The sequence below is a fragment of the Arcticibacterium sp. genome, from assembly GCF_055134445.1.
In genome coordinates, this window is sequence record NZ_JBSRVI010000135.1 from 29,199 (window position 1) to 46,208 (window position 17,010).

The 17,010-nt window shown below is 36.9% G+C and carries 17 protein-coding genes; 11 read left to right on the top strand and 6 right to left on the bottom strand.

Annotated elements, in window-relative coordinates; all coding sequences use genetic code 11:
- From nuoH to ACTBZY_RS17475, 5 genes are read left to right on the top strand one after another with little or no spacing between them, the layout of a single operon-like run.
- Nucleotides 1-1,143 (top strand): NADH-quinone oxidoreductase subunit NuoH, encoded by a 1,143-nt coding sequence (nuoH, locus tag ACTBZY_RS17455; RefSeq protein WP_463047638.1) that lies wholly within the window; start codon nucleotides 1-3, stop codon nucleotides 1,141-1,143.
- Nucleotide 1,144: 1 nt separating this feature from the next.
- Nucleotides 1,145-1,711 carry a NuoI/complex I 23 kDa subunit family protein gene (locus tag ACTBZY_RS17460; RefSeq protein ID WP_463047639.1) on the top strand — a complete coding sequence of 189 codons (567 nt, stop codon included), beginning with the start codon at nucleotides 1,145-1,147 and terminating at the stop codon, nucleotides 1,709-1,711.
- A 12-nt stretch (nucleotides 1,712-1,723) separates the two neighbouring features.
- Nucleotides 1,724-2,272: an NADH-quinone oxidoreductase subunit J family protein gene (locus tag ACTBZY_RS17465; protein ID WP_463047640.1), complete on the top strand. Its 549-nt coding sequence runs from the start codon at nucleotides 1,724-1,726 to the stop codon at nucleotides 2,270-2,272.
- The gene (locus ACTBZY_RS17470) at nucleotides 2,272-2,766 is read left to right on the top strand and encodes a GNAT family N-acetyltransferase (RefSeq protein WP_463047641.1); all 495 of its coding nucleotides are present in this window, start codon (nucleotides 2,272-2,274) and stop codon (nucleotides 2,764-2,766) included. The genes ACTBZY_RS17465 and ACTBZY_RS17470 overlap by 1 nt, the downstream gene beginning before the upstream one ends.
- 1 nt (nucleotide 2,767) lies before the next feature.
- Nucleotides 2,768-3,283 (top strand): gamma carbonic anhydrase family protein, encoded by a 516-nt coding sequence (locus ACTBZY_RS17475; protein WP_463047642.1) that lies wholly within the window; start codon nucleotides 2,768-2,770, stop codon nucleotides 3,281-3,283.
- A gap of 41 nt (nucleotides 3,284-3,324) precedes the next feature.
- Here ACTBZY_RS17475 and ACTBZY_RS17480 read toward each other — a convergent pair whose 3' ends face one another.
- The 4 genes from ACTBZY_RS17480 to gldD are packed head-to-tail and all read right to left on the bottom strand — an operon-like array spanning nucleotide 3,325 to nucleotide 5,666.
- Complete coding sequence (locus ACTBZY_RS17480; RefSeq protein WP_463047643.1) at nucleotides 3,325-4,029, bottom strand: carboxypeptidase-like regulatory domain-containing protein; 705 nt, start codon at nucleotides 4,027-4,029, stop codon at nucleotides 3,325-3,327.
- Nucleotides 4,029-4,862, bottom strand: coding sequence for a phosphatidate cytidylyltransferase (locus ACTBZY_RS17485; RefSeq protein ID WP_463047702.1), 834 nt, complete (start codon nucleotides 4,860-4,862; stop codon nucleotides 4,029-4,031). The genes ACTBZY_RS17480 and ACTBZY_RS17485 overlap by 1 nt, the downstream gene beginning before the upstream one ends.
- Entirely contained in the window at nucleotides 4,843-5,079 is a 237-nt protein-coding gene (locus ACTBZY_RS17490; protein ID WP_463047644.1) for a putative signal transducing protein, read from the bottom strand. The genes ACTBZY_RS17485 and ACTBZY_RS17490 overlap by 20 nt, the downstream gene beginning before the upstream one ends.
- Nucleotides 5,076-5,666 (bottom strand): gliding motility lipoprotein GldD, encoded by a 591-nt coding sequence (gldD, locus tag ACTBZY_RS17495; protein WP_463047645.1) that lies wholly within the window; start codon nucleotides 5,664-5,666, stop codon nucleotides 5,076-5,078. The genes ACTBZY_RS17490 and gldD overlap by 4 nt, the downstream gene beginning before the upstream one ends.
- A 559-nt stretch (nucleotides 5,667-6,225) precedes the next feature.
- On the opposite strand from gldD, the gene ACTBZY_RS17500 reads away from it, so the two are divergent.
- Nucleotides 6,226-8,529 (top strand): acyl-CoA dehydrogenase family protein, encoded by a 2,304-nt coding sequence (locus ACTBZY_RS17500; protein WP_463047646.1) that lies wholly within the window; start codon nucleotides 6,226-6,228, stop codon nucleotides 8,527-8,529.
- 71 nt (nucleotides 8,530-8,600) lie between these two features.
- On the opposite strand, the gene ACTBZY_RS17505 is transcribed toward ACTBZY_RS17500, so the two are convergent.
- Both ACTBZY_RS17505 and ACTBZY_RS17510 read right to left on the bottom strand, forming a co-directional pair.
- Nucleotides 8,601-9,128 (bottom strand): hypothetical protein, encoded by a 528-nt coding sequence (locus ACTBZY_RS17505; RefSeq protein WP_463047647.1) that lies wholly within the window; start codon nucleotides 9,126-9,128, stop codon nucleotides 8,601-8,603.
- Between the two features lie 77 nt (nucleotides 9,129-9,205).
- On the bottom strand, nucleotides 9,206-9,817 hold the full coding sequence (locus ACTBZY_RS17510; RefSeq protein ID WP_463047648.1) for an IMPACT family protein: 612 nt from the start codon (nucleotides 9,815-9,817) through the stop codon (nucleotides 9,206-9,208).
- A gap of 145 nt (nucleotides 9,818-9,962) precedes the next feature.
- Here ACTBZY_RS17510 and ACTBZY_RS17515 point away from each other — a divergent pair, with 145 nt between their 5' ends.
- The 5 genes from ACTBZY_RS17515 (at nucleotide 9,963) to ACTBZY_RS17535 (ending at nucleotide 16,983) form a co-directional block, all read left to right on the top strand.
- The gene (locus ACTBZY_RS17515; RefSeq protein WP_463047649.1) at nucleotides 9,963-11,618 is read left to right on the top strand and encodes a glutamine--tRNA ligase/YqeY domain fusion protein; all 1,656 of its coding nucleotides are present in this window, start codon (nucleotides 9,963-9,965) and stop codon (nucleotides 11,616-11,618) included.
- A 178-nt stretch (nucleotides 11,619-11,796) separates the two neighbouring features.
- A complete protein-coding gene (locus ACTBZY_RS17520; RefSeq protein WP_463047650.1) occupies nucleotides 11,797-13,845 on the top strand; it encodes a TonB-dependent receptor in 2,049 nt (682 codons plus the stop codon).
- A gap of 56 nt (nucleotides 13,846-13,901) precedes the next feature.
- Nucleotides 13,902-14,618 carry a pirin family protein gene (locus ACTBZY_RS17525; protein ID WP_463047651.1) on the top strand — a complete coding sequence of 239 codons (717 nt, stop codon included), beginning with the start codon at nucleotides 13,902-13,904 and terminating at the stop codon, nucleotides 14,616-14,618.
- Nucleotides 14,619-14,670: 52 nt separating this feature from the next.
- On the top strand, nucleotides 14,671-15,519 hold the full coding sequence (locus ACTBZY_RS17530; protein ID WP_463047652.1) for a pirin family protein: 849 nt from the start codon (nucleotides 14,671-14,673) through the stop codon (nucleotides 15,517-15,519).
- A gap of 270 nt (nucleotides 15,520-15,789) precedes the next feature.
- Entirely contained in the window at nucleotides 15,790-16,983 is a 1,194-nt protein-coding gene (locus ACTBZY_RS17535; RefSeq protein WP_463047653.1) for a redoxin family protein, read from the top strand.
- Nucleotides 16,984-17,010 lie beyond the last annotated feature (27 nt).

Consider the following 17,010-nt stretch of genomic DNA (forward strand, 5'->3'; position numbering starts at 1 on the left):
ATGGAAGGAGTTATAATCATAAAAGGTTTAATTGTTTTCGGCATTTTTGCCCTATCTCTTACAATAGCTGCATACGAAACCTATTTCGAAAGAGTTATAGCAGCATATATACAAGATAGAGTTGGACCAGATAGAGCGGGACCTTTTGGACTTTTACAACCACTAGCGGATGCTGGAAAACTTTTTTTTAAAGAAGACTTTGTCCCTACCCTAGCAGACAAATGGTTATTTATCTTTGGGCCCGCTCTAGCGATGTTAACCGCCTTAATGACCAGTTCTGTAATACCTTTTGGAAATAGTATCATCTATGAAGGTCAAAAGATCTTAGTTCAGGTTATTGAGGTAAATATTGGTATCTTATGGGTTTTTGGTGTGGTATCATTGGGTGTTTATGGCATTCTTATTGGCGGCTGGGCTTCCAATAACAAATACTCACTTTATGGGGCTATTAGAGCTGCATCGCAAAACATCTCTTACGAATTAGCCATGGGTTTATCCATTATCGCCATTGTTATGATGTCTAGCTCTTTGTCTCTAAGAACCATTGTAGAAGGTCAGCATGGTGGTAGTTGGAATGTATTCTACCAACCTTTAGGTTTTCTTATCTTCTTGGTTTGTGCCTTTGCAGAATGTAACAGAACACCATTTGACCTTCCAGAATCTGAGAATGAACTGGTTGCAGGTTACCATACAGAATATGGTTCTATGAAATTAGGCCTTTACCTATTCTCTGAATACGTCAATATGTTTATTACTTCTGCGGTTATTGCCACACTTTATTTTGGTGGTTTTAATTTTCCAGGCATGGATTGGGTATCTGTTCAATTAATAAGTCAATTTGGAGAAACGATAGGTCATAATCTTACAACTTTAATAGGTACAATGGCCTTCTTCGGGAAAATCTTCTTCTTTATATTCTTATTTATGTGGGTAAGATGGACATTGCCGCGATTTAGATATGACCAACTCATGGATTTAGGATGGAAAGGACTTTTACCTTTGGCCGTTGTCAATCTTATTATTACGGCGGCAGCAGAGCTTTCAGGTCAACCATTTTTGGTAAACTGGATAGGCTTAGCTGTATTTATTGCTCTTGTTTACGCTTATTCATTTCTGTTTTCAACAAAAAAAGCAACACTCTGATATGCAATTAACCAATAGAGCTAAAAAGACAGATAAAACACCTTTAACGCTGGCGGAGAAAACATATCTTCCAGGTATTGCGAAAGGAATGGGAATAACCTTAAAACACTTTTTTTCCAAAAAAGTAACCATAAGATATCCCGAACAAAAAAGATATTTAGGGCCTATATTTAGAGGGCATCATATCTTAAAAAGAGATGAAGAGGGCAGAGAAAGATGTACGGCATGCGGTCTTTGTGCCGTTGCTTGCCCAGCAGAAGCCATTTCCATGGTTGCTGCTGAAAGAGTGAAAGGAGAAGAATCTCTTTACAGAGAAGAAAAATATGCCGCTTCGTATGAAGTAAACATGCTTCGCTGTATTTTTTGCGGTTTATGTGAAGAAGCGTGCCCTAAAGAAGCTGTCTATCTAAGACATGATAAATTTGTACCTGTTTTCACCAGTCGTGACCAAGTTATTTATGGCAAAGACCAACTTGTGGAAGACATGAATGAAAGATACGAAAGAGACGCATGGACCAAAGAGGAAATGCAAAAACTTTGGGAACAACAAAAACCAGTTAATTACTAATATCGACGTCAAATGGACTTTATCAATAATTTACAAAACATGACTTCGACCCAATGGCTTTTTTATGTCATTTCGGTAGTTACCTTATTTGGTGCTTTGGGTACCATCATGTCTAAAAACCCAATTCATAGTATTATTTATTTAATACTTACTTTCTTTTCCCTGTCTGCTCATTATATCCTTCTTAATGCTCAGTTCATTGCCGTTGTAAACATCATTGTTTACGCTGGAGCCATTATGGTGCTTTTCCTCTTTGTGGTTATGTTTCTAAATATTAAGGAAGATACCGCCCCAGCACTTCATAATAATAAAGTGATGATAGCTGCCACTATAGTTGGAGGTACCATTGCTCTTATTCTTATTGCGGCCATAAGAATGACCGACATTCCTAGAACTAATCCTGCTACTTATCAGGTAAAAACAGGCTTCATAGAGACTTTAGGGACACTTTTATACAGTAAGTATCTATTACCTTTCGAATTAGTATCTATACTATTTCTTGTGGCTATGACAGGTGCTGTCATGTTAGGAAAAAGAGAAAAGGGCGAAAGACATTTCTAGTGTTTTCTTCAGATAGGTTAATATTCTCTCAAATTACCTCTTCAGATGAAAAGGAATCTTTAGAGATGTCGCAAAGCGATGAGGTAATGACATACATTACTTCAACAAGACTATCCCTATCTGATGCTAAAGAGAGATTTGAATATCAACTTCTCGTTAATAAGGAGAACCCAAAAATTGGGTTTATAAAGGCTGAACTTAGAGAAGATAATACCTTTATTGGGTATGTAAAAATCACTGCAGTTCAAGAAGGTATCTTGGAAGTAGGATACGCCATTTTTCCTATCTATTGGCAAAAAGGTTTCGGAACAGAAATGTTAAAAGCCATAATAAACTATGCTTCCTCTCTAAGCAGTTTTAAAACGCTTTTAGCCATTGTTGATTTGGAAAATACGCCATCTATTCATGTTTTAACAAAACAAGGCTTTATCTTTCACAAAGAAATAATAAAAGATGGCAAAAAAATAGCTCATTACATTAAAGCAATAAATTAAAATGGCTCTACTACTTCCCGTAAAAGGCATATCTCCTACAGTTCCAGCTTCTTCATGGTTAGCCCCTAATGCCACTGTGGTAGGCGATACCCAAATGGGTGAAGATTGTACCGTTTGGTTTAATGCTGTGCTTAGAGGCGATGTAAATAGCATTAGAATAGGAAACAGAGTTAATATACAAGATGGTGTAGTGATTCACTGCACCTATGAGAAAACCAAAACCATCGTTGGTGACAATGTAAGCATTGGACATAACGCCATACTGCATGGATGCGTAGTAGAAGAAGAGGTTTTAATAGGCATGGGTGCTATCGTCATGGACGGAGCTGTAATAGGCAAAAACTCCATCATTGGTGCTGGAGCAGTGGTTACCTCAAATACAAAAGTTCCTTCGGGTCAAATTTGGGTTGGAAACCCTGCCAAATACCTTAAAGATGTTTCGGACAAAGCAGGAGAAGTATTTATGCGAACAGCAGACAACTACCTCACTTATGCTGGCTGGTTCGGAAAGAAATAAAAACTCGCTAGTGACCTCTCAAAATCATTTCTAATACGCCACTAATTGCTGCTACGCATAATGGCATCTCGTGATCCTTCCGATTTCGGAATATAATCACCCTTTTTCCAAGCTTTATTGGTAAACGTTCCGTCTTTAATAGACTTAATAAAACTAGCCCAAGCAAACGGACTGGTCAAAGGATTTGTAGTGATAGTACCTCTACTTTGAATATGCATAAGCTGTTGATTCATCGCATATCTATAATTGGCATCAGCACTCATTCCTTGCATCGCAAAAGCCCTATCTAAGTTTTCTCTACTTAAGTTCTCTTCCATATTAGCTCGCTCACGAGAATTTGGTAATTCCATTTCTATCAGGGCTAATTTAAACTCCTCTTCTGTGCTAAATGGATAAACTTTAACTTCTTTTAACATAGTGGCATCCTGTCTTAGCTCCACAACTGCCGAATAAGACAAACTCACATCGGAAGGAATTATATGATATTGTTTCTTAAAACCTAGGTAACTAAAAATGATACTATCCCCAGGAAATACGTTCAACAGGAAGTAACCCTTATCATTTGTCAAAGTACCCCTACCAGCCCGCTCATTGATGATATAAGCCCCTGGAAGCGGCTCGTCGTTATCTCCATCAATCACAAAACCACTAAAGGTGACAAACTTCTTTTCACCTTGGGCATAAGTTTTACCAACGGCCAGAAAAGCCATTAAACACATTACAAAAAGTATCTTCTTTTGACGCATTAAGCGAATATTTTGAGAAAAGTAAGAATAAAAGGCATGGAAAGCAAAAGACCATCAAACCGGTCTAAAAACCCTCCATGACCTGGAATAAGGCTTCCAGAATCTTTGATAGCTATACTTCTTTTAAAGAGCGACTCTACCAAATCTCCTAAGGTGCCAGTTATCACAATAATTGCTGCCACTACCATCCATTGCCAAGGCTCAAGGGAAGTGTAATACCTTGAAAAAATTAACGCCACAATCAAAGAGCTTATTGCTCCACCAAAAAGCCCTTCCCAGGTCTTTTTCGGAGAAATTCTTTCAAACAATTTACGCTTACCCATCATAGTACCTACGAAATAAGCACCACTATCGTTGACCCAAAGGATAACTAAAACTCCTAAAACTAAAAGAGGCTTATAATGGTGTGCTTCCATGGCCAGCTCATTAACCAGAGCAAAAGGTACCGCCACATAAATTATCCCTAAAAAAGTATAACCTAAATTCTCAAATGGCTTAGGATCCTTACGTTTATATAATTTTATAAAAAACGTAATAGCCAATAATGGTATAATGGTATAATAAAATTTAAACGGCCAGTCTCCCTTCTCCACAAAAAAGGTTAAACTATTTAGTACGGTACCACAAATAGTTCCATAAATAGACAGCGGTATGTTTCCATTTAAACCCACCAGTTTATAAAACTCATACTGTGTCATGATTGATAAAAACAGAAACACCAACCAAAAACTGTATTCAGAATAAAATATTCCGCTGATAATAAGGGTAACCCCAACTAGTGCTGCAATGATGCGTTGGGTAAGGTTAGAATATTTACTCAGATTCATTCTTATTTAAAAAAACGTCAATTATTACTTTAGCCACTTCGGCTACTTTAGATTGGGTATACAAAATATTAGCACCAAAAACAGGATACATCGTATCCTTCTTATTTACAATAAAACACTTGATTTCATTATTTTCAAGTTCATTCTTAAGCAATTCCGCCTGCATGGCATTCTTTGTCTTATGAACTATTTGCCAATTAGCCGATTCTGTAGAAAGTATCATTTAGTCCATTTTAATGTTTGTAAAAGATGAATACAATCTTCTTTTAAATAATCTACCAAAGGTCTTAAAGAATCGTTTAAAGTAGGCTCCATCAAATATAAAGCTCCTCTTAGATAATGCTGAGAAGTGTCGGAAACATAAAACTGAAAATGACTCGGTACTTCACCTTCCAATTCGATGATTACGGCCTTTTTCCCAGAATCTAAAGTTAATATCTTTTCTACTTGAGAATCAGCCTTCACATGATGTTTGCCAGCCAACTTATAAGCATCATCAATTAATTTGGACAACTTATTCAAGTTTCCTCCTAAAGGTTTATACGTCAATTGTATTCTCGTCTCTAATTCTGGATAATATAAAATTATCCAATGTGGTTCAGCCTGCCCAAAAGTATCTGGTTGTACAATGGCACTTTTAGAATACTCAAAAGAATATGGATGCTCTTCGGCTAGTTCTTGATACTCATGTTTTGGTAAATCAAGCCTATTAAACCCCCTCGGTTTCGGAAAATAGTCAGAAGTACCACCACAGCCCATAACCGCTATAATCATCACAAAAAAAGGTATAATCTTAATATTTCTTGGCATTGAGCTCATTATTAGAATTTACAAAGATAGCGAAACTCAAGTAGCATAATAGACATTTCAACTTAAAAACGCTTTCCAAATTCATAGGACGAGGAAACATAAAGCTTCTTAATAATTAAAAAAGGTAATCGACTTCTATAAACAACCATTCATGGAAAATAAAACAAAGCCCCGCCTTTGGTGTCAAAAAATCGCCCTTTCTCCGCTAATGTCACACACCTTGAAACCGGAATTAATCATCCCAAAGTTATAATGCCCTGGGTCAAAAACAAATACTCTAAGTCTTCATTAAAGATCTAAATACCTTACTCCAAAAGCCATGGAAACTTTGCTATAATAAGCAAAACAACCCATAATAATTCGAGACCATATAAGTCAAAAAAGCATCCAAATTTCACGACCTTACCCATTTCTATCTCGGAACAATTTCTTATTGATACAGAGTTATGTGAGATCTACAAAGGAAAACAATTCGAAAATAAAGAATTAAAGGATTTCATCAGCGTCATAATTGTTTTCTAAATAGCCCCGTTATCTTTAGGAAACAATTCTCAATCCTATGAATTACTCTCCAGGAATTAACAGCCTTCTACCACTATTTTATGTAGGTTGGTCAGACTCCATTTTAAGTCCTTCAGAAATGAAAATCATTAAGAAGACTGTTAATGGTATGGACTTCCTAAGCTCTGAAGATAAAGAACAACTAATTCTGTGGACAGACCAAAAAAATCCACCATCAGAAGACACTTTCAAAAAATGGCTTTCAGATATACATGAGAATGCTGCCAACTCCGATCTCGATCATAAAATATCATTGGTTCAATTAGGAATTAATTTAGCAAAAAACGCATCCAACGCTAAGGACGAACTAATTTGGGATTCCCCCAAGGTTAAAGAATCTATTGTCAGGCTTGAAAAAGAACTTGGCATCGACAATCAGCTATCACAAATAGCCTTTTATAATACCATTCAGCCTGAAAGCAATTATCCTGTTGATGATTTTGGCGACTTTGAAGTGAACAAGCTCCAAGAGATATTAGATGGAAAGTACGCTGAACATAAAAACAAAACAAAGAAGCTACTCATGGATCCTTTCTTTGAGGTTCCTTATGCTTTAAGAGAAAAGGATGAACTCAGGAATCTCATTCTCGAGCAATGCAAAGAATTAGCCCGTCAGGGTTTTGGTGCTTCTGCTTATCCGACGGAATACGGTGGAGAGAACTCGCCTGGAGCAAACACTGCCGTTTTTGAAACCATGGCTTTAGGAAATATCAGCTTATTGATAAAATTTGGAGTGCAGTTCGGGCTCTTTGGTGGGGCTGTTCTTCAGTTAGGCACAAAAAAACATCATGATAAGTACCTTCAAAAAACAGGTTCTTTAGAACTAACAGGCTGTTTTGCCATGACAGAAACTGGACACGGAAGCAATGTGAGAGATCTAGAAACCACAGCTACATATAACCATGACAGTAAAACCATTACCATACACTCTCCTACGCATTCGGCAGGTAAAGAATATATTGGTAACGCCATGCATTCTAAAGTAGCCACGGTTTTTGCCCAATTAATAGTCAACGGGGTAAATCAAGGTATTCATTCCATTATAGTTCCACTGAGAGACCAGAATCATCATGAATTACCAGGAATAACGGTAAAAGACAATGGTTATAAAATGGGGCTCAATGGTGTGGACAATGGAAGGATTTGGTTTGATAACGTTAAAGTTCCTGTTGAAAACCTTTTAGACAAATACGGAGGAATTGACTCAGAAGGTCATTATAAAAGCAGCATCAAAAAAGAGTCAAAGAGATTCTTCACCATGCTTGGAGCTCTGGTAGGCGGAAGAGTTTCTGTTGCATTAGCATCTAATACAGCAGCAAAAAAATCATTGGACATTGCTATAAAATATGCACTAAAACGGCGACAATTTGATTCTTCCAATGAATCAAATGAAACGCTAATTCTTGATTACCCAACCCATCAGAAACGCTTATTTCCTTTAATAGCCAAGTCCTATGCACTTAGTTTTGCTTTAGACACACTTAGAGACAAATTTGTGGAAGAATATGAGAACACCGACAAAAGAGAAGTAGAATCCCTAGCAGCGGGCTTAAAAAGTTACGCATCCTGGCATGCCACAGATACCATTCAAGAGTGCCGAGAAGCATGTGGAGGAAAAGGCTATTTAACCGAAAATGAATTTGCCGACTTAAAGGCAGATACAGACATATTCACAACTTTTGAAGGAGATAACCATGTACTTCTTCAACTTGTAGCCAAAGGCATGTTAACCGAACTAAAGCAGGAATTTAACGATGGAGGTTTTATGGCCGTGGCCAGACATGTCTTAAAAAGAGTAAGTACCACCGTAAGCGATTTAAATCCTTTGACGGTAAGGAATACCAACTCTGAGCATATCCTAAGTTATGAATTCTTAGATTCGGCTTTCGAATTTAGAGCACAAAAATTGCTTTTTAGTCTCTCAGATCGAATGAGAAAATTCCTAAAAAAGAAACTCCACCCATCAGAAGTCTTCTTAAGGGTACAAACGCACATGGTTTCGCTGGCTACCGCTCAGGTGGAGCACTTCATGTATAAAGAATTTAAAAACAAGCTGGATAGATTGGAAGATTCCCGCGAAAAGGAAGCTTTAGAACTTATGCTAAAAACCTATAGCCTAGATGCCATTTCGAGAGATAAAGGCTGGTTTCTGGAAAATGATTTCTTAAGCGGCGATAAATCAAAGGCTATAAGAAAAGTCCTTAACAGCCTATATAGAAAGATAAGACCCATGGCTGGGCAATACGTAGCCGCTTTTGGCATCCCTAAAGCACTTAGGAGAGCAGAGATTGTGAGCGATTGAGGGGCCTAAACTCAAAAAACATTACTCAAAAGTTACCTTATATGCTAACAGGTAGTTTTTGACTACCCTATTTATTTTTTAGTGAATGTTGCTTCTTGCTTATAAAACGCATATACGGAAATAAAATCACTTTGTTTTTTATAGCTTTCAGCCGTAATCTTATCCTTAGTTTCTTCTAAAGCTTGTAAAAGCAGCTCTTTGCTTAGTCCAAGCTCCAGTACGGTTACATTAGTTATCTTGGCCGTAAAGTAATTTATCACGGATGCACTACTGGTTAACTTTACTTTGTCTCCTTCAATCTCATAAACTCCTTTAATGGTTCCAGCCTTAAAGGAATCAAAACCATATTCTCTTATTGAAAACTTGGTCATCGTGAAATTCCCATCAGCATCAAAAACTACCAAACTTCCATCTGGAGAATTGAGTGTAGAATTCAATACCGCATTCCCTGGTTTCTGCGTAACAGAAAAAACAATATCCGACTCCCATGTCCCAACAATATTTAGACCTGCTTCTTTCTCAGGTTCTATTTCTGAAGCCGTATCTTTTGAACATGAGAAAGTGAAAATTATTAGAAAGGAGAAAAGCAGATTTTTCATTGAAGATATGGTTAAAGGGTTTTGATGAAACCTTCTTCAATCCGTTCAATAATCGTACCCGAATCAAAACTTTAAGCTTAATCCTCGGAAGACTCCAATTCTACAAACCTTAAATCCAAAACAGCCTCTTTTACATCTTCTAATAAACCTAATCTGACTTCCAAGGTTAAAATGTATTTATCGGTATAGTCTTGAGAAATTATAGTCAGATCATATTTCTTGATAATTCTCATCACATCATTCATATTTTGAATTTGGAAAGAGATGATCAAGTTTTCGTTAATGGTTCTTTCTTCCAGTTCCGTTTCTTGAAGAGATTCCAAGCTGGACATTTTATAGGCATTGATAAGTCCGGGAACACCCAAAAGTGTTCCACCAAAATACCTAACCACAACTATCAAAACGTTTCTTAAATTCTGAGAAAGTAAAACATTTAATATGGGTTTTCCAGCAGAGCCAGAAGGTTCGCCATCGTCAAATGATCTAAAATTGTCGTCGTCCGTACCTATTCTATAAGCAAAACAATGGTGGCGAGCCTTTGGATGAGCCTTTTTGGTTTCCTCCAGACACCTTTTAACATCGTCTTCGTCGTTTATAGGAAAGGCAAAAGCAAAGAACTTGCTACCCTTATCTTTAAATAAACTTGCCGATGGTTTAGAAATCGTAAAATAGGTATCCGAAATAGACATTGTTTAAGGAAATCTTAAGTAATTTTGCCGCCTTACAAAGCCAAATTTAGGTTTTAAAATTAAGGAGATACATAAGCTCGTTTAACTTTTCCATTGTCTGACATAGAAAAAAAGGTAGAAAAGCACGAGAAGAGAGAACATCACAATGGCAAACGAAGAAAAAGAAAAAAGCTTAAACTTTATTGAGGAAATTGTTGGAAACGATTTGTCCTCTGGCAAACATGAGGCTATCTTAACCAGATTTCCTCCAGAGCCTAACGGTTACTTACACATAGGTCACGCCAAATCCATTTGTTTAAATTTTGGTTTAGCAGAGAGTTATGGAGGGCAAACCAATCTAAGATTTGACGATACAAATCCCGTTACAGAAGATACGGAATACGTAGATTCTATAAAAGAAGACGTAAAATGGTTGGGCTTTAATTGGGCCAATGAATTTTATGCTTCAGATTACTTTGACAAGCTCTATGAATTCGCGGAAAGCCTCATTGAAAATGGTCTTGCCTATGTTGACGACAGCACTTCTGAAGAAATGGCTACTCAGAAAGGTACACCAACAGTTCCTGGAACAAATAGCCCTTACAGAGAAAGAAGTGTAGAAGAAAACTTGATGCTTTTCCGTGAAATGCGTCAGGGAAAACATAAAGAAGGTTCAAAAGCTCTTAGGGCTAAAGTTGACATGGCAAGCACCAACATGCTCATGCGTGACCCTGTTATTTATCGCATCAAATTTGCCAACCATCATAGAACTGGTGATAAATGGTGTATTTATCCTATGTACGATTTTGCTCATGGGCAATCAGATTCTATTGAGAACATCACACATTCTGTGTGTACTTTAGAGTTTGTCCCACACAGAGAGTTATATAATTGGTTCATTGATAAACTTGAAATATTTCCTTCAAAACAATATGAGTTTGCCCGTTTGAATCTTGGATATGCCATTATGAGTAAGCGTAAGCTTAAGCAACTGGTAGAAGAAAAGCATGTAAACGGCTGGGATGACCCAAGAATGCCAACAATTTCTGGATTAAGAAGAAGAGGTTACACGCCAAAATCGATTAGAGATTTTTGCGACAGAATCGGAATTGCGAAACGCGACAATCTTATTGATGCCAGCCTTTTAGAGTTCTTTGTCAAAGACCATTTAAATAAGATTTCTTCTAGAGTAATGGTGGTAACAGAGGCACTTAAGGTAACCATCACTAATTTCCCTGAAGGTAAAATAGAAGATTGCGTTGTTGAAAATAACCCAGAAGACGAAAACGGAGGCACTCGTATTGTACCGTTTGAAAGAGAGATTTTTATTGAAAAAGATGATTTTATGGAAGATGCACCTAAAAAATATTTCAGACTTAAGCCAGGTGGCGTAGTCAGACTTAAAGGTGCTTACATTATTCAGTGTGATGATTTTGTGAAAGACCATCATGGAGAAGTTATTGAATTAAAGTGCAGTCTGATAGAAAATAGTAAAAGTGGCGAAGACACTTCCGGCGTAAAAACCAAAGGTGTGATTCAGTGGGTTGGTCAAAACCAAAACGTTCCATTAGAACTTCGAGTTTATGATAGGCTTTTTAAAGAAGAGGATGTAAATGCCTATGATGGCGACTTTATGGATTTATTGAATGAAAATTCTTTAGAAGTCCTTTCTGCCTATGGTGAACCTAGCCTTTCAGAAGCTACTCTCGAAGATAAATTTCAGTTTATTAGAAAAGGCTATTATGTTCTAGATAAAGATAGCAGCTCCAACAAACTTGTTTTTAATCAGACGGTAGGCTTGAGAGATAGCTGGAAGAAATAGAAAATAAATATATTTCTCTCTTTAAAAGGCGTGCCAGCGGCACGCCTTTTCTTTTGCTATCTTCTCAAACCAAATGAACATCTCTTAATATGGCCATTTGTTAAGTCCTTTAGAACATCACCTTATCAATTTCATTAGTTTTACAACATTCAATCATCCCTTATTTAGTCTTTCATTAATGAGAATTATCATATCAAGTTTTTTACTTCTAATTTTTAATGCTTCAATAGCCCAAGACAAGGCAGACAGTACCCAAAGCCTTTCTCCCGTTACTGTCAATGCTTTTGAGTCTCATAGAAATATTTCGGAAGTAGCTGCTCCAGTTCATGTTATAGCTGCTAAAGACATTGAAAGGTTTGACAATAATGGCATTTTGCCAATCATGAACCTTTATCCGGGTATCAAGATGGAAGAACGTTCGCCTGGCAGTTATAGAATTTCTATTCGTGGCAGCTCTGTTCGCTCTCCTTTTGGTGTCAGAAACGTGAAAGTTTATTGGAATGAAATTCCATTCACCGACGCTAATGGCGTTTCCTATTTTAACCTTTTAGATATAAATGCTCTTGGCAGTATGGAAATCCTTAAAGGACCCTCAGCCAGTATTTATGGAGCAGGTATGGGTGGCGTTATTTTATTAGATGGTAAATCGGCAAAAGCCACAGAAAAGAAAAGAAATACTCTAGAGTTAAACACTCATTTTGGTTCTTATAATACACAAAACCGTTCTCTGGCTTTTACATCGGCTTCTGAAAAAACCAACACCTATTTAGGATACTCTCACGCAGGTACAGATGGTTACAGAGACCATTCCAAAATGAGGAGAGATGTATTTAATTATCGTACCAGCCTTTTCCTTACCGATAAATACACCGTCCATCTAAATAGCTTTTACGCAGACCTATATTATCAGACACCTGGTGGCCTTACTTTAAACCAACAAAATGATAATCCAAAATCAGCTAGACTTGCCACCAAGTTTACACCAAGCTCTCAAGAACAAAAAGCAGCTATTTATCAGAAGCTATTCTCCATTGGACTATCTCAGGAAATGAAATTTACCGAGCGATTTACCTCCACTATTTCCTTATATGGTAATGGCACCAACCTACAGAATCCTTTCATCACCAACTTTGAAAAAAGAAAACAAAAATCTATAGGGGCTAGAAATAAGAATGTCATTATCCTTTCAGAAAACTCGGTAAAGGCCAAAGCTGTTGTTGGTTTTGAATATCAAAAAACAGATTCAGATTTTGATGTTTACGATAACGAAGGCGGCGTAACAGGAAATGTTCAGTTCAAAGAAAAGGTAGGTGCATTCCAAAGTTCCATATTTGCTCAAATTGAAACAATACTACCTTCTAATATTTTCATTACTACAGGTTTAAGCCTGAACAAACAAACTTATAATTATGAAAGAGAAGGTGGTCTAACAGTTAAAAGTGAATCTTCTGGCGTACCGATAATGCCAAGACTTTCTCTTCTGAAATCATTTAACCCAGCATTATCAGTTTTCGGGAGCATCAGTAGAGGTTTCTCTCCTCCTACCGTTCAAGAATTCGTTACAATATTTCACCCATTGGCTAATATCGCAAGACTAAACGCAGAGTCTGGCACCAATTACGAAATAGGGTTTAAGGGACAAAGAGCTGGTTTTTCCTATGAAGCCAATGCCTATACTTTATTAATGAATGACGCCATAGTAAGAGGAAGTATTGACGACGAAGATATTTTCAGTAATGCTGGCAAGGCCAGCCAAAGAGGTTTAGAATTTTTGGTTCAATATCATAAGACCTTTACAAATGCTTCTAAGCTCAACTTTTTAGTATCTGCCGATCTTAAAAATTATGAGTATCTAGAATTTACAGACCAAGAAGATGTTTTTGATGGAAATCTTATCCCATCAGTTCCTAAGAAGACCTTTAACATTTCCATTGACTATGTTCTTTCAAATGGTATTTTCTGGAATAACAATCTAAACTTCACAGATGAAATACCACTCAATAATGCAAACACCGTTTTCTCTGAGTCCTATTACTTATTGAATAGTAGAATCGGTTGGAAGAAAAACTTGAATGCCTTTCTAGTTAAAGTGTATGCAGGAGGAGAAAACCTACTCAACCAAGATTACAGTCTAGGAAACGACATTAATGCTTTTGGAAGCAGATATTTCAATCCATCACCAAAAAGAAATTGGAATGGAGGAGTCTCCATAGGTTTTAGTTTCTAAAGTGAACTAAATTTAGATATATATGTTATAACATTAAATACATTTAAATATAAATAATGAAAAGCATATATCATTCTTCAGAAAGTAGAGGTCAAGCCAATCATGGTTGGTTAAACTCTCATCACAGTTTTAGTTTTGGTGGCTACCATAACCCAGAAAGGATGCATTTTGGGGCATTAAGAGTCCTAAATGATGATAATGTTTCTGGTGGTATGGGATTCTCAAAACACCCACATAATAATATGGAGATAGTATCTATTCCTTTAGAGGGAGAACTTGAGCATCAGGATAGTATTGGCAATAAAGCGGTTATAAAAACAGGAGAAGTGCAAATAATGTCTGCTGGTACAGGTGTGGAGCATTCTGAAAAAAACAAGAACAGTCATGAGCCTGTCAAGTTTCTTCAGATATGGGTATTTCCCAAAGAGCAAGGTATAAAGCCCAATTATGATCAACAATTCTTCAATTTAGAAGACAGACAAAATAAATTCCAGAAAGTTGTATCTCCATCAAATACGGATGACTCTGGCGTTAAAATAAATCAAGATGCTTGGTTTTCTTTAGCCGAAATAAAGGCGGGAGAAACAATTCCCTATTCCATTAATCATAAAGGAAACGGTACCTACTTCTTTCTCTTGGAAGGCTCTGTCAATATAGTGAATCAAAATCTTGAAAAAAGAGACGCTTTAGGTGTCTGGGAGTTTGAAACATCTCAGATAAAAGCCCATACAGACAGTAAAATTTTGGCTATAGAAGTTCCAATGAAGTTTTAAAATTTAACACACTGTTTCCTCATTTTTTAAATTAAGGTAACGGTGTTTTGCAATGAAAGAAATAAAAAGAATCGTAAGCACAGGGCGTCAAAAAATCGGCGAACATTATATGTATCAGCCACTGCCAAATAATGAGTTTGCAGATATTGACCCATTTTTATTGGTACATCATCATGGTCCGCATAATTTCGAAGCATTTAACCAAGGCTTGCCGTTTGGACCCCATCCGCATAGAGGTTTTGAGACTTTGACTATTATTTACGAAGGCTCTATAGAACATGCCGATAGCCAAGGTTTCAATTCTGAAATTAATCCTGGTGGAGTACAATGGATGACCGCTGGAAGAGGAATTGTTCATTCAGAAAACATTCCCGCTAAAATGCGAGAGGAGGGTGGGAAAATGGAAATCATACAGCTTTGGATGAACCTTCCGAGTAAACTGAAGATGATTGCTCCAAACTATCAAGGGTTTCAAAAAGAGAACATTCCTGTGTTAAACTCCAAAGATGGAAAAGTAAGTACTCAAATCATTTCTGGAGAAATCTCTGGAGTATCTGGAATAGCCAAAAGCATAACCGATTTAACCATTATGAATATCACTGCGGAGAAAGGGGGTAAAACCACTTATGATATTCCAGAAGGAAGTAATATCCTTTTCTACGTATTAGATGGAGAGCTTATTGTCAATGGGAAGTTGGCCATTGGCCATCAATTGATAGAATTTGGAAATGAAGCCGGTTCCATTGAAGTGGAAACTCAAGAAAGCAGCCGTTTTATTATAGGCTTAGGACAACCCCTTAAAGAACCCGTGGTGAGCCAAGGACCTTTTGTAATGAACAGCACTACCGAAATACTTCAAGCTATGCGGGATTATCAAATGGGCAAGATGGGAATCATGTAATACCTATTTTATTTAAGTTGAAACTGGTTATTTTTTTAATAAATCAATGACCAACTTCTATAAATGGTAATTTTTACAGAAAACCTGCTTCCTAGTTTTAAGAGTGCCACTCCATCAACTACAGACGTAAAATATTTATCGAAAAATTTAAAATCTAAATTTCAAGTTGGCGTTTAACATTATAGTCACATTTTTATTTAATTGAAAATATTACCTTTGGAACGTATCCATAAATTATACGTTATTTATTCTCATCGATCTTTGCAAACAATGACCATAAAAAAGCATCATCTTAAGTTCTTTTCGGGCACCTTTTTCTTTCTAGCCTTCGTTAGCCTTTCTTGTAATTCTCAAAATAATGCGAATGAGACAAAAAAGAGTGAATCCCTCCCTTTGATAATCAACGGTACTATAAAAAGTAATTTGGTAGACAAGGTATATCTGGAAAGAATGAATGAAAGAAATATTCCTACTAAAGTAGATTCATCTAGCATTAGCCCAGATTTAAAATTTAGTTTTAACACCACTATTCCTGAACCCGGCATCTACCAGATAAATATGGAAGGGCAGCAAGTAATAGGTTTAATTCTTGACGGTGGAGAAACCTTAGAAATAACGGCAGATGGCATGGCATCACCAGACAAAATGCCTGAATACACTGTAACAGGGTCTCCAAATATTGAAACTTTCAATAAAATAATGACCGAGGTTCAGAATTTCGGAAAACTACGTCAATCCTTAGAAACCGATTTTCAAAATGCTAAGAACGCCAAAGAGCAAGAAGCTTTAAGAGGCCAATTCCAAATGGCTCTTAATAATAACAGGGAGACTATTAAACCTATGATAGCAGCACTCGGAACATCGCTTAGCGGAATTATAGCTGCCAATAACTTTTTAACTCCAGAGCTTGATGGGCAATTTCTAAACGAGCTAAAAGAAAAGATAAAGACGGAAGGCAAAACACATTATTTCGCAGACCTTTTTGTTCAAACCATGGATAGGCAGTCTGCTGGAATTGAAGGTTCTCCTGCTCCAGATTTTGATTTAGTAAATCTAAAAGGTGAGAAAGTGAAATTATCAGAAATGAGAGGTAAAACTGTCATAATTGACTTTTGGGCTACATGGTGTGGGCCTTGCATTAGCTCTTTCCCTGGAATGAAACGAGCTAAAGAGAAGTTCGCCACTAATCCCAATGTAGAATTCTTGTTTATCAATACTTTCGAAAGAGTGGCAGAAGAACAATGGAAAGGACACGTCCAAAACTTTGTGGACAAAAGAGGGTATCAATACCTGAATCCAACTTTAGACATTGGCAATAACACCGCATTAGCTTATGGTGTAGAAGGTATTCCTGCTAAATTCTGTATAGATGGAGAAGGCAAAATAAAACATAAAAGCACAGGTTACTTAGGTTCTTCAGACGCCGTTTACAATGAAATGGTGGAATGGGTAGAAGGCAAATAAAACCAAAATAAAAATTTTAAGAGGGAG